This is a genomic window from Aeromonas enteropelogenes, assembly GCF_000819845.1.
Classification (GTDB): Bacteria; Pseudomonadota; Gammaproteobacteria; order Enterobacterales; family Aeromonadaceae; genus Aeromonas; species Aeromonas enteropelogenes.
Map to the genome: position 1 here is coordinate 421,229 of NZ_CDCG01000037.1, position 13,378 is coordinate 434,606.

The 13,378-nt window shown below is 60.4% G+C and carries 8 protein-coding genes; 2 read left to right on the forward strand and 6 right to left on the reverse strand.

What is annotated here, in order from left to right:
* Positions 1-32 precede the first annotated feature (32 nt).
* From BN1123_RS14710 to BN1123_RS14730, 5 genes are all read right to left on the reverse strand, one after another.
* Positions 33-2,174 carry a lysine decarboxylase CadA gene (locus tag BN1123_RS14710; RefSeq protein ID WP_026457947.1) on the reverse strand — a complete coding sequence of 714 codons (2,142 nt, stop codon included), beginning with the start codon at positions 2,172-2,174 and terminating at the stop codon, positions 33-35.
* A gap of 78 nt (positions 2,175-2,252) precedes the next feature.
* The gene (gene cadB, locus BN1123_RS14715) at positions 2,253-3,587 is read right to left on the reverse strand and encodes a cadaverine/lysine antiporter (RefSeq protein ID WP_042027882.1); all 1,335 of its coding nucleotides are present in this window, start codon (positions 3,585-3,587) and stop codon (positions 2,253-2,255) included.
* Positions 3,588-4,353: 766 nt separating this feature from the next.
* Positions 4,354-5,883, reverse strand: a complete 1,530-nt coding sequence (gene cadC, locus BN1123_RS14720; RefSeq protein WP_042027883.1) for a lysine decarboxylation/transport transcriptional activator CadC — start codon at positions 5,881-5,883, stop codon at positions 4,354-4,356.
* A gap of 366 nt (positions 5,884-6,249) precedes the next feature.
* A complete protein-coding gene (gene yjeH / locus BN1123_RS14725) occupies positions 6,250-7,530 on the reverse strand; it encodes an L-methionine/branched-chain amino acid transporter (protein WP_042027885.1) in 1,281 nt (426 codons plus the stop codon).
* A gap of 268 nt (positions 7,531-7,798) precedes the next feature.
* Positions 7,799-9,091: an HAAAP family serine/threonine permease gene (locus tag BN1123_RS14730; protein ID WP_042027888.1), complete on the reverse strand. Its 1,293-nt coding sequence runs from the start codon at positions 9,089-9,091 to the stop codon at positions 7,799-7,801.
* 498 nt (positions 9,092-9,589) lie between these two features.
* Between BN1123_RS14730 and BN1123_RS14735 the strand changes: the two genes are divergently transcribed.
* The gene (locus BN1123_RS14735; protein WP_042027891.1) at positions 9,590-10,528 is read left to right on the forward strand and encodes a LysR family transcriptional regulator; all 939 of its coding nucleotides are present in this window, start codon (positions 9,590-9,592) and stop codon (positions 10,526-10,528) included.
* A gap of 73 nt (positions 10,529-10,601) precedes the next feature.
* Positions 10,602-12,014, forward strand: a complete 1,413-nt coding sequence (locus BN1123_RS14740) for an MATE family efflux transporter (RefSeq protein ID WP_042027894.1) — start codon at positions 10,602-10,604, stop codon at positions 12,012-12,014.
* 84 nt (positions 12,015-12,098) lie between these two features.
* Here BN1123_RS14740 and tyrS read toward each other — a convergent pair whose 3' ends face one another.
* Positions 12,099-13,298, reverse strand: a complete 1,200-nt coding sequence (gene tyrS / locus BN1123_RS14745; protein ID WP_042027897.1) for a tyrosine--tRNA ligase — start codon at positions 13,296-13,298, stop codon at positions 12,099-12,101.
* Positions 13,299-13,378: the final 80 nt, after the last annotated feature.

The following is a 13,378-nucleotide window of genomic DNA, read 5'->3' on the forward strand; positions in this document are numbered from 1 at the left end:
AAGGAAAAAACGGGCCTTGCGGCCCGTTGTGATTAGTCTGCCTGGCGCAGCACCTTGACGGTGTAGCTGCCATCGGCCTGGCGATAGAGGCCGTGGATGTCGGTCTCGAAACCCGGATAGTGGGCGCCGATCTCGCACAGCATCTCGAGGAACTCGAGCACCGGCAGGGAGTCGGTGGTCACCATCTCGCCCGGAAGAACCAGGGGCACTCCCGGCGGGTAGGGCAGGATCATGTTGGCGCTGATGCGATCCACCATGTCACGCAGGGGCACTTCCTCCACGTTGCCGGCCAGCTCCTGCTGCCAGGCGGCGTGCGGGGTCATCTTCATCTCCGGCAGCACGTCGAACGCCTTGAACATCAGCTCCGGCAGACGGTATTTGCGGGTCAGATCGTGGATGCGCTGGGCCAGATCCTGGATGCGCATACCTTCATAGAAGGCCGGATCTTCGCGATAGAGGCTCGGCAGAATGCTCTTGATGGTGAGATTCAGATCATAGCCGCGCTTGAACTCGGTCAGGGCGCGCAGCAACTGCATCGCCTTGGACTTGTCGATACCGATGGAGAAGAGGAACAGCATGTTGTAGGGGCCGGTCTTCTCGACCACGATGCCGCGCTCGTCCAGGAACTTGGAGACCAGGGAGGCCGGGATACCGCTCTCCAGCAGCTGGCCATCGCGGCCCATGCCCGGAGTGAGAAGGGTCACCTTGATGGGATCCAGGTACATGTGCTCGTCGTCGATATCCTTGAAGCCGTGCCAGTCATCCTTGGGATCCAGCTTCCAGCACTCGACTGTGTCGATGTTGTCCGGCTGCCACACGTCGAAGAACCAGCCTTCACTCTCGGTACGCAGGCGCTTGATCTCTTTACGGAAAGAGATGGCGCGATCGATGGAGTCCTTGATCAGCCGCTTGCCGGTGTTGCCACGCATCATGGCCGCAGAGATCTCGGTGGACGCGACGATGCCGTACTGCGGCGAGGTGGAAGTGTGCATCATGAAGGCTTCGTTGAAGGTCTCTTCCTCCACGTCGCCCTTGATGTGGATCATCGAGGCCTGGGAGAAGGCCGCCAGCAGCTTGTGGGTGGACTGGGTCTCGTAGAACACCTTGCCCGGGATGGCGTCACCGCTCATGCCGCACTTGCCCTCATAAATCGGGCTGAAGTTGGTGTAGGGCACCCAGGCGCTGTCGAAGTGGATGAAGGGGGTATCCAGCGCCTCCTTGATGAAGCCGGTGTTGTAGAGCAGGCCGTCATAGGTGGAGTTGGTCACCACGGCGTAACGCGGGGCCTGGGCACCCGGGGTCGCGGCCACCTTGGCGGCAATGGTCTCGCGGCGGAACTCGCTCTGCGGGATGCCACCCAGGATGCCGTAGGCGTTGCGGGTCGGACGGAAATAGATCGGGGTCACGTCGTTCATCATCATCAGGTGAGTGAGCGACTTGTGGCAGTTGCGATCCACCAGCACAGTGCTGCCCGCCGGCGCGGAGTACATGCCGACAATCTTGTTGGCGGTGGAGGTGCCGTTGGTGACTATGTAGGAACGATCGGCGTTGAAGGTACGCGCAATGTACTCTTCGGCATCCTTATGGGGGCCGGAGTGATCCAGCAGGGAGCCGAGCTCCGGCATGGAGATGGAGACGTCCGCCTTGAAGGCGTTGGGGCCGTAGAAGTCATAGAAGAGGCTGCCGGCCGGGCTCATCTGGAAGGCGGTACCACCCATGTGACCCGGAGTACAGAAGGTGTACTTGCCCTCTTCCACATACTTGAACAGCGCCTTGGTGAACGGCGGCAGGATGGCATCCTGATAGTCCTGGGTGGCCTGGTTCATCTTGAGGGCGATGTCGTCGGCCATGCCGAGACGGTACTCGAAGAAGTGCACGTTCAGGCGCAGATCGGTCAGATGGATATCCAGAGTGGACTGATCGTTGGCGAAGGCGAAGATCGGCAGCTTCTCGTTGCGATCGTGGATCTCCTTGCACAGACCCAGGGAATACTTGTCCCAGTCGAAGATGGCGCCGCAGACGCGGGGGTTCTTCTCGATAAGCTTGAGCAGATCGGCCACATCGACCGGATAGACGACCTCGAAACCCTTGCGCTCGAGGGAGGCTTGCAGCTGGCGGATGGGTTCTTCTTTAAAGAAAACGCCCAGGTGGTTGAGGATGGCAATGATATTCATCGTAATGCTCCACACGTAAGGGGGCGCTCTCCATCAGGGATGGTGAGTGAAGAGCGCACGGAAGATGAAAAGGGAGAATTAGTGGCTGGTCTGCTCTTTGAGCAGGGCGTCATGCTGACGCAGCCCCTGTTTTTTGGCGTAGAACATCAGGATGATGAGCGACACCACGAAGGTAGCGGTGAGGTTTGACCCCTTGGCACCCATCAGGGCCACCAGACAGAAGACACAGGCGACGCCGGAGAAGATCATGGCGCCAACGCTGCGGGAGGTCATACCCTCGAAACGGATCAGGTTAATGCTGGAGTAGAAATAGGGCAGCATGGTCAGCAGCACAGCATCCGTGGTCAGCACGTTGAACAGGTCGGCCGCGTGGGCGGACTGGGAGGTGAAGGCGGTCAGGCCGATCATCAGGGCAGTCATCTTGAGGGAAGCCAGGATCAGCCCCTTCTTGGCCACGCCGTTCTTGTCCACTTCGCCATAGACTTTCGGGAAGTTGCCGTCGTGGGCGGCACGCTTGCCCGCCTCGCCCACCAGCATCATCCAGGAGCCCAGAGAGGTGAAGCAGGCCAGGGCGGTGAAGGCGGAGACAAACGGGGCTGACCAGCTGCCGAAGATGGCGGAAGAGGCCATGGCAAACGGAGCGCCGGAGGCGGCCACTTCATCGGCCGGGAACATGCCGCCGATCACCTGGGTGGAGAGGATGTAGATGACACCCGCGATGCCGGTACCCAGCATGGTGGCAAGCGGTACGGTGCGCTTGGGATTCTTCACCATGCCGGAGGAGACGGCAGCGGACTCCACACCCACGAAGGACCAGAGGCAGATCAGCACGGCGCTGATGACCGCATGGATATCGCTGCTCCCTGTGGTGTTCCAGTTCTGGCTGTAGAGGGCGCTGTCAAAGTGGCTCCAGCCGATCAGGGCGGTGCCCACGACAGGCAGCAGGATCAGCACCAGACCCAGGGTACAGAGCCGGCTCACCCAGCTACCGCCAAGCAGGTTGACGAAGGTGAAGATCCACACCGCAGCGATGGTGGCCACGGCGGCCGGGATCGGGCTGTTCAGGATGGGGAAGAAGACGGAGAGGTAAGAGACGCCGGTGATGGCGATGGCCAGGTTGCCAATCCAGTTGGCGTGGTAATAGAGCACGCCGGTCTGGAAACCGAACACCGGGGAGATCTCGCCGGCGTAGGCGATAGGGCCCCCTTCCTGCGGGTTCTTGGTGGCGAGGCGGGCAAACACAAAGGCCAGGCCCATGGCACCAACCAGACAGATGGCCCAACTGAAAATCGAGATGGAGCCAATAGTGGCCAGGGCAGAGGGCAGCAGGGCGATGCCGCTCCCCATCATGTTACCGGCCACCACGCCTGTACAGGCGATAAGGCCGATCTTCTTGCTCGTATCTAGGGACATAAGATCTCCGGTGCTATAAAAAGTCGGGTCGTCACAGACATATCTGACGGCGTCACCCGCCAGGGAATGGCCACAGACTAGGCTCCCGGTCACCGGAAAACATAAAGTCCCGCTAAGGGATAAAAATATGAGTGAAGTTTTTTTCGCCTTCTTCCCCATGGATATAAAGTTGTTTAAAAACATAAGTTTGGTTCACCTATCAAGCCCCGTCTTGATAAAACCTTGATACCGGCATCGCCTCTTGATGGGCCTTGATAATCCCCTTATCAAGCCGCCTTGATATTTTTCTCATCCCCTTGATAAGTACAAAGGGCCGATGGCATTCCCCTGCCCTCCCCATCGCCAGCCGGCAACCGGATACGGCTTCGCAGCGATCGACAAAATCGCCGCCGGATGACACTCATCTCCACCAAGACGACAACCGCAAGCGTGAAAGGTGGTGCGCCGGACAAGCCATCCCAAGGCACAAAAACGGACACCCCTTCCCAAAGAGGCACAAAGGCAGAAGAAAGCGCGCAGTCGCTCAGGACAGAGAGGCTGCAACGGGACAAGAGTGGCAAGTCGCAACCCGACCGGGCAGCGTCATGGCAAGAAGAAAGGGAGGGGAGGAAAGGAAAGAAGGGACAAGGGCAAGCTAACACACCATCTGGCCTGCAAGCGACTCTTGCTGCCATCCCTCAATAGCGGACGCCAGATAAGCAAAAGGCCGCCCATAGGCGGCCTTCACGACTGACCTGAGTGGCGGTCAGCCGGTTTGTGCAGGCTCTCAGAACAGCTTTACCTTGCTCTGGCCCAGAGTATTGAACAGCGCCGGGGTCAGGGTCTCCATATTGCTGTAGAAACCGAGTTGCTGGCAGAGCAGATAGGTCTGCTCGGTGGCCTCCATCAGGAAGGCGTGGCTGTAGGCATCCCCCGCCGCCTCGGGGCGGCCATCCAGCTCGGCCAGCTTGCCCTGCAGTATGTAATAGAGCACGGAGCGGCCCCGACCGGCGGCCTGCGCCAGCAGCTCGCCTGCCTGTTGCTGCTGGCCATTCAGGATGGCTCTCAGGCTCAGTGCCTCCCAGACCCGGGCGGGCAAGGTGCCGCTCTGAACCTGCACCACATGGGCCAGATGATCGCCAATCTCCTGCAGGGGGTCGCTCTCGGGTTCACCCGTGAGCGTCGCCAGCACTTCACCGGCCAGATAACGCTCCGCCAGTAGCAGGGGCTGATCTGGCTGGCTGGCCAGGGATTTGTCGAGCAGGTCGACCCCCTGCTTCAGCGCCACCGGGTCGCGGCTGTTGGTGTAGTAGCGAGCCTCCATCATGGCGATCAGGGAACCCGCGTCTGTAGGCCAGCCCATGCCCGGCTGCGCCTGTGGCTGTTCGAGCACCTGCAGCAGATCCCGGCTGCTCGCCTGCAGTACCTCGTGAACATTGTCGCGACTGAACAGATACTGGTGGCTGAACAGCACCCGGTTGGTATTGAGGTTGCGATACTCCAGATCCAGATAGGCGCCTCTCGGCTGGCGAGAAATCCGCACGCTCAGCTCCTTGCCGGGCCTGATCCCCCCAATCAACCGGGTAGCCCCATACTGCACCCGCAGCGGCGTGGTGGCGGCCACCTCCCCCATCAGGGTACGGGTGATGCCATCGGCGAGGCGCACATCCTGGTTGTTACCGTCCAGGCCGGCGTGGAAGCGAAACACCAGCAGATCCGGATCCAGCATGGTGTGCACCTGGGGAGCGGCATGCTGATAGCTGAGCATACTGACGATGGCGACCAGCACCAGGGCGACGAAGATATCGAAGCTCGCCATCTTCCAGCGGCTGCGACCGTCCTTGCCATGGGTGGAGATGGCGCGAGTCAGCGGGCCGGCCGGGAAGGGAGTCACATTCTGCGCCGTCTCATCCGCCATCTTGTCGACGCTCTCCGGCTCGCCGTCCGTCTGGCTGGCGGCCGGCAACTCGTCCGCCATCACCAGACCGACCACCTGCTGTACGCGCACCGGCGCCACCAGCTTGTAGCCGCGCTTGGGCACGGTCACGATATAGTCGGCCGCATCGGTGCGGCCATCTTTGAGGATCTTGCGCAACTCGAAGATGGACTGGGTAACCACCTGATCGGTGACCTCGGCGCCCTCCCATACTTCGTTGATCAGGGCGTCACGACCAAACACGGTGCCGGCATTGCACGCCAGAAACCGCAACAAATTGACCAGTCTGGGCTCGAGGTAGACCTCCCGCTCGGGGCGCGACAACATGTTGTCATCCACCCTCAGGGTCCAGTCATGGATCTCAAAAATCGATTCGCTCATGGTTCACTCACTGCAGATGAAGACGATGCACGATGAGAGCGACGTAAGGCCGACACTGACGAAACGGCACAGGCTGCCGTCATACCGGGCGACAGCGTTGGGGAACCGTGAAGATAATCGGGGGTCAGTCTGGCCAGACCATCCTGTTACGTCTGGATGGCATCCTTGCGGGCACCCCGACCTCGGCGATCGGGGAAAATCACTTTAAGCAAAACGAGAGATAGATCCCACTTTTTTTGGCGACAAATCGCCTCTGAATTGATCCGGCACGGGGGTTTTAGCGGGCTGGCGGGCAAGTCAGTATCCATATGAAAAACAAAAGCCCCCATGTACCGGAGGCTTGTTCTGTCCTTTATCCATGAGCTTTTACTTGCAGACGGCGAGCATGTCCCGTTCGCGGCTACGGCGCAGATGACGGCGCCACAGGGAGAAGAGGCCGTAGCCTGCACTCAGCACCACTGCATAGAGCACCTCGGAGGCGAGTGCCACCAGCACGGCGGCGCAAAGCAGCACGCTGAGCCCCGCCAACCCCTTGCCCACCCCGCCGAGCAGACGCCAGCCCGCCGCCATGCAGAGCAGATAGACCAGCACGAAGTTGCCGTTGGCGTAGCGGATCAATTCATCCAGCGGCAGCTTCAGCCAGATGATCAGGGTGATAGAGAGCAGGCAGATGGCGAGCACCCAGCTGAGCGCCAGCAAGGGGGCGCCCCGGGCGGTGAGGCGGGCCAGGGAGGCAGGCAGCTTGCCTTCGCGCGCCATGCTCCAGATCAGCCGGGCAAAGCCCTGCAGATAGATGTTGATGCTGGCAAAACAGGAGAGGTAGCCAAGGATCGCCACCAGCCACTTGGCAGTGGGACCAAACAGCAGGGCCAGCAGAGAGGGGATGGCGGTGGCATTCTTCGCTTCGTCCCCATAGAGGCCATATTTCAGTACCACCAGCGAGTGGATCCAGTAGATGAGCCCCGCCAACAGCACGCCACCGAGCAGGGCAAGGGGATAATCCCGCTCCGGCCGCTTGAACTCCTCCCCCATATGGGCGAAGGCTTCCAGCCCGACGAAACACCAGAACATCACCGCCAACGCCGTGCCCATGGCAGGCCACTCACTGGCGGCCGGCAACGGCTGGGCCGCGTCACGCCAGCTCAGATCCCCCTTGAACCAGATAAGCAGGGTGAGCCCCAAAATGGCCAGGGCGATCAGCAGCTGCAGGTTGCCGGAGGAGCGCGCCCCCCGCAGCCCGAGCAGAAAGACGCCGAGCAGAGTGAGCAGCTGGATGCCCCACAGAGTCCACTCCCCCATGTCGAACAGGGCGTGCCAGAACCCGGCGGCGATCATCAGGGCGGCGGGCAGCCCCACCGGCAGCACCGCCAGAAACAGGAAGGCGGAGAAACGCTCGGCGCCGTTGCCAAAGGCGAGGCCTATCAGGTGCGGCGCCCCACCGGCATGGGGATAACGGCGCCCGAGGCGGGCGAAGGTAAAGGCGATGGGCAGCACCAACGCAATCAGCAGCAACCAGGCCCAGAGCGAGGCCCCACCCGCCAGCGACGCCGCGGTCGCCGGTACCACAAAGATACCGGTGCCGAGCAGGGAGGTAGCGAGCAGCCCCATCCCCTGCCAGAGCCCGAGATCCTTCTTCAACGCAGACATATCCTTTTGTCCCGATTCAAAAAATGTCCAGCCATGTTAGGCCTCCCCCGCCCCTTTGTTAAGCCTTTTGGCGCCAGGTGGCCAAGGCTTGTCGACTGATCACTCAAAAAGCGTCAATGGGGAAGGAACTCGAGGAGAACCGCCCCATCCCTGAGAAGGGAATGCAGGCGCGGCCCGCTCTGCTGCACGGCGTATCGCTCAAACGTGAAAAACAAAAAAGCCGCCTCTTGCGAGGCGGCTTTCTCTTTCAACTGATTGATCTGTGTTATCAGGCAATCAGCTTGTAGATGATGCCGGACATGGCGATCAGGCCAATGATGGTCACGAAGCCGTTGCTGATGTTGCCGGCGTACTTGCGCATGGCAGGTACCTTGGCGACGGCGTACATCGGCATCAGGAACAGCAGCATCGCGATGATGGGGCCGCCCAGGTCTTCAATCATGCCGAGGATGCTCGGGTTGATGGTGGCGATGGCCCAGGTGGTCAGGATCATGAACACCGCGGTGATCTTGTTCAGCTGCTTGATGTCAACCTTCTTGCCCTTCTCGCGCAGCGCCTTGGCCATCAGGCCGTTCATGCCCTCTTGCGCACCCAGGTAGTGACCCAGGAAGGATTTGCTGATGGCAACCATGGCGATCAGCGGTGCCACGGTGGCGATAACCGGGTTGTCGAAGTGGTTGGCCAGGTAGGACAGGATGGAGATGTTCTGCTCCTTGGCAGCCGCCAGGTCAGCCGGGGAGAGGCTCAGTACGCAGCTGAACACGAAGAACATCACTGTCATCACCATCATGACGTGGGCGCCCAGCAGGATGTTGCTGCACTTCTTCTCGGCACCTTCACCGTAGCGACCCTTGTTGTCCACCGCGAAGGAGGAGATGATCGGGGAGTGGTTGAAGGAGAACACCATGACCGGAATTGCCAGCCACAGGGTCTTGATGAAGTCACCGCTGAAGGCTTCGGACAGTGCCGGCGCTTCGGTGATGATGGCACCATTCCAGTGCGGGATCAGGTAGAGCGCCAGGCCCATCAGGGTGATCACGAACGGGAATACCAGCACGCTCATCGCCTTGACGATCACGTCGCCACCGAGGCGAACGATCGCCATCAGGCCGAGGATCAGACCCAGGGAGAGCAGGACGCGCGGGGGCGGCGTCATGCCCAGCTGGTGCACCATCAGGCTCTCGACCGTGTTGGTGATGGCCACGGAGTACATCAGCAGGATCGGGTAGATGGCGAAGAAATAGAGCAGGGTGATGAACTTGCCTGCAGTCTTGCCAAAGTGCTCTTCCACCACTTCGGTGATGTCGCCATCACGGGTGGAACCGGACAGCACGAAACGGGTCAGACCACGGTGGGCGAAAAAGGTCAGCGGCAGTGCCAGGATCAGCATGGCCACCAGCGGCCACAGACCGCCGACACCGGCGTTGATCGGCAGGAAGAGCACACCGGCACCGATGGCGGTACCGTACAGACCCAGCATCCAGACCACATCGGCCTTGTTGAGGCCACGGGAAGCCTTGCTGGCTACAAGACCATCAGCTGCAATATTCATGTCAGACATATGTTGTTCCTGTCATCTAGGAAAAGGGATTCTTGTTGTTCATTCGGGCCTTGGCCCGGCTCCTCATCCCTGGAACAGCGGTCGTCCATGCTTGCAATTCATCACGTACACCCCGGCAATCAGGTCATCACTCCTTGTGACAACAAGACCGCAACAATCGGTGCTGCGAAACATAACCATTGAGGTCCAAATCAGCACAGATTAACAATCTGGAAACAAGAGACGCTCTCGATGGAATGACTGTAATTAAAAGACCCTATCAATCACAGCGTTTTTTTGAATTAATCAACCAAAGTTTGATTCGAGTCGCCTTTCGACCGACCAAGATCACATTAGAGATGCCTTACCTTGAATTTTTTTTAACAATTCAAATTTCATTTGGTATTTTCACTCCATTTTTAGTTGTTACTTTTCGGCAACATTCCGTCTTTTACGGTGGATTGTGCCCCGCTCCCCCTTGGCGTACCCTTGTGAGCCACACCTCTTCGTGGATTGCCGATGACCATTACCCGTACCGATCTCGCCGAACTGGCGGTGTTTGCCGCCGTCGCCCGCCACCGCAGTTTCAGCAAGGCAGCCCTTGAGCTGGGCGTCTCTGCCTCAGCCCTGAGCCACAGTCTGAAAGGTATGGAAGAGCGGCTGGGGGTGCGCCTGCTCAACCGCAGCACTCGCGCCGTGGTGCCGACCGAGGCGGGACAACGCCTGCTCAAGCAGCTGCTGCCCACCCTCAATACCCTGGAAGAGGCCCTCAGCGAACTGGCCCGCAATAGCGACGAGCCGGTGGGACGGCTCAAGATCTGCGCCCCGCGCAGCGCCATCGACAGCCTGCTGGCGCCAGTACTCATCGACTATCTGGGGCGCTACCCCAAAATGCAGGTGGAGGTGGTAGAGCAGGAACTGATGCCGCGGATGATCGAGGATGGCTATGACGCCGCCCTCTTTTACGGGGATCTGTTGCCCAAGGAGATGATCGCCATCCCCCTGGGCCCGCCCCAGCGCTATCTGGTGGTGGGCTCCCCCGCCTATCTGGCACAGCACGGCATGCCTAAGCACCCGAGCGAGCTTAGCCGTCACGCCTGCATCGGCTATCGCCTCACCCCTCATCATCACTACCGCTGGGCCTTCGCCGCCGATGGCAACCTGCTGGAGATAGAGGTGACGGGGCCACTCACCACCAGCACCCCTGCCCTCTATCTGGGGGCGGCCGAGGCGGGGCTGGGGCTGGCCTATTGCCTGGAAGAAGAGGTGACCCAGAAGGTGGCCCAGGGCAAACTCGTCACGGTACTGGAGCCCTGGAGCCCCACCTTTGCCGGCTTCTATCTCTTCTATCCCAGCCGGCACCAGCTGGGCAGCGGGTTGCGCATCCTGATCGACATGCTCAAGGCGCACTACCAAAACCCTGAATTAATGAGTAATACTCATCAATTCATCAAGTAAAACCCGGATTATCACCAAAAAAGAATTAATCTAGACTGTCTGCTCGATAATCGAACTCCGCAAGAGAACAGATATGTCTGCCTATTTCACATTGCGGCAACGGGCCATGACCCGCCGCTTCTGGGCCTACGCCCTCCCCTCGATCCTCGCCATGCTGGTATCCGGTGCCTATTACCTCATTGACGGCATCTTCGTCGGCCATTTTGTCGGCGCCGCCGGCCTTGCCGGCATCAACCTGGTCTACCCCGTCATCATGGTGCTGATCGGTCTCGCCGCCATGATCAGCATGGGAGCGGCCACCGCCATCTCCTTCCAGCAGGGGGCGAAGAACATCCCGCTGGCACGCCAGGCGCTGGTCAATGCCCTCTGGCTGCTGCTGGTGCTGGGGGTGACCGCTCCCGTTCTCCTCTATTACACCCACACGGAGATATTGCTGGGGCTTGGCATAGAGCAGGGCACCGAGACCTGGCAACAGGCCAGCGATTACCTCTACTGGATCGGTGGCGGTACCCTGCTGCTGGCCAGCAACCTGGCTGTGCCCTATCTGCTGCGCAACGACGGGCGCCCCAAGCTCGCCATGGTGCTGGTGAGCGCCGGCGCCGTGCTCAACATCCTCCTCAACTATGTGATGGTGGCCAAACTGGAGCTGGGCCTGACCGGTACCGCCCAGGCCACCCTGATGGCGGAGGGGACAGTGAGCCTCATCGGCCTTGGCTACTTCTTTACCCCCTATGCCAGACTGCGGCTGGGCTGGCGTGATCTGGTGCCCCATCTTCCCGCCATGCCGAACCTGCTCTTTACCGGCCTGCCGAGCCTCATCGCCCAGTTCAACCTGGGACTGCTGCTGATGCTGCACAACAGCCAGCTGATGGTGCATGGCAACGTGAAGGATCTGGCGGGCTTTACCGTGGCCGGCTATACCGAGGCGGTCTTTATCGTGATCCTGCAAGGGCTCGCCTTCGGCATCCAGCCCCTCATCAGCCAGGCAGCGGGGGCCAGGCGTCATCGCAATCTCAAGTACCTGATGGAGATGGGCCTCAAGTTCACCCTTATCTACGGCATGCTGGTGTGGCTCACCATCCAGCTGCTGCCCCGGCAAGTGGCCATGCTCTATACCGGCAGGGAGGATCCCGAGCTCATCGATGCCGCGGTCAGCAGCCTGCTGCTCAACCTGGGGGCGATTCCGCTGGAGGGGGTCATCATGTTCGGCATAGTGCTGCTGCAATCCATGGCGCGCACCCGCCAGGCGCTGATCATCTCGATCGCCAAAACGGTGCTGCTGCTGCCGTTCATCTTCCTGCTGCCGCTGATGTGGGGCAAAGACGGGGTACTGATGGCCCAGCCCGCCACCGTGCTGCTGCTCACCCCGCCGCTGTGCTGGCTGCTGTGGCGCGAGTGGCTGCGCCTCAAGCGTGCCTGTGCCCCCAAATCCCGCCAGCGCCGGGCCGTGGCAACGGCGGCCCGCACCGTCGAGCTGGCCCGCTGACGCTCGGCAAAGACCGTGAATGACAGATACAAAAAAGCCTCCGCAAGGGAGGCTTTTTCATGGCAGCGGTGTTCAGATCACGGCTTATTTAACGGTCACCCGGGCAAACTTGCGCTTGCCGACTTGGTAGACTGCGGTGCCGGCACCAATAAGCGCCTTGCCATCCTCCAGCTTCTCGCCGTCAACCTTGACCGCGCCCTGCTTGATCATGCGCAGCGCCTCTGAGGTGGTGGCAACCAGTTCGGCGTCTTTGAGCAAGTTGGCAATCGCCAGCCCTTCCCCTTCCAGCGCCAGTTCGACCTCCGGCATCTCGTCCGGAATGGCGTTCTTGGAGAAACGCTGGGTGAAATCTTCGTGAGCCGCCTCGGCCGCCGCCTCATCGTGATAGCGAGTGATGATCTCTTTGGCCAGCCAGATCTTGACGTCGCGCGGGTTCAGGGTACCGGCGGCGATGCCGGCCTTGAACTCTTCAATCTCGGCGAGCGGGCGGAAGGAAAGCAGCTCGTAGTAGTTCCACATCAGATCGTCGGTGATGGACATGATCTTGCCGAACATCTCGCCCGGGGCGTCGTGCACGCCGATGTAGTTGCCTGCGGACTTGGACATCTTCTTGACGCCGTCCAGACCCACCAGCAGCGGCATCATCAGCACGCACTGGGCGGCCATGCCGGCATCCTTTTGCAGCTCGCGGCCCATCAGCAGGTTGAACTTCTGGTCGGTACCGCCGAGCTCGACGTCCGCCTTCAGGGCGACCGAGTCATAGCCTTGCAGCAGCGGATAGAGGAATTCGTGGATGGCGATGGATTGGCCGTTGCTGTAGCGCTTTTTGAAGTCGTCGCGCTCCATCATGCGGGCCACGGTCTGCTTGGCCGCCAGCTTGATCATGCCGGTCGCGCCCAGCTCGCCCAGCCAAGTGGAGTTGTACTCGATGCGGGTCTTCTTGGGATCGAGGATCTTGAACGCCTGCTCCGCATAGGTGAGGGCGTTGTGCTTGATGGCCTCTTCGGAGAGCGGCGGACGGGTGGTGTTCTTGCCGGAGGGATCCCCCACCATGGCGGTGAAATCGCCGATCAGCAGGATGATCTCGTGACCCAGATCCTGGAAGGTCTTCAGCTTGTTGAGGATCACGGTATGACCCAGGTGAATGTCGGGAGCGGTCGGGTCCATGCCCAACTTGATGCGCAGGGGGCGCCCTTCCTTCAACTTGGCAACCAGTTCTTCTTCAACCAGAATTTCTTCCGCTCCGCGCTTGATCTCGGCTAGCGCCACCTCGAGCTGGGACATTTTTTGACACTCCAATCACGATTCCACAGGGCCAGACATATTACTGGAATGGCGGGCCAATTGGAAAGGCTGTAAAATCC

What these genes read in the sequence shown, in the direction of transcription:
- BN1123_RS14710 (WP_026457947.1), bottom strand. Translation starts at nt 2,174, where the DNA reads ATGAATATCATTGCCATCCTCAACCACCTGGGCGTTTTCTTTAAAGAA.
- cadB (WP_042027882.1), bottom strand. Translation starts at nt 3,587, where the DNA reads ATGTCCCTAGATACGAGCAAGAAGATCGGCCTTATCGCCTGTACAGGC.
- cadC (WP_042027883.1), bottom strand. Translation starts at nt 5,883, where the DNA reads ATGAGCGAATCGATTTTTGAGATCCATGACTGGACCCTGAGGGTGGAT.
- yjeH (WP_042027885.1), bottom strand. Translation starts at nt 7,530, where the DNA reads ATGTCTGCGTTGAAGAAGGATCTCGGGCTCTGGCAGGGGATGGGGCTG.
- BN1123_RS14730 (WP_042027888.1), bottom strand. Translation starts at nt 9,091, where the DNA reads ATGTCTGACATGAATATTGCAGCTGATGGTCTTGTAGCCAGCAAGGCT.
- BN1123_RS14735 (WP_042027891.1), top strand. Translation starts at nt 9,590, where the DNA reads ATGACCATTACCCGTACCGATCTCGCCGAACTGGCGGTGTTTGCCGCC.
- BN1123_RS14740 (WP_042027894.1), top strand. Translation starts at nt 10,602, where the DNA reads ATGTCTGCCTATTTCACATTGCGGCAACGGGCCATGACCCGCCGCTTC.
- tyrS (WP_042027897.1), bottom strand. Translation starts at nt 13,298, where the DNA reads ATGTCCCAGCTCGAGGTGGCGCTAGCCGAGATCAAGCGCGGAGCGGAA.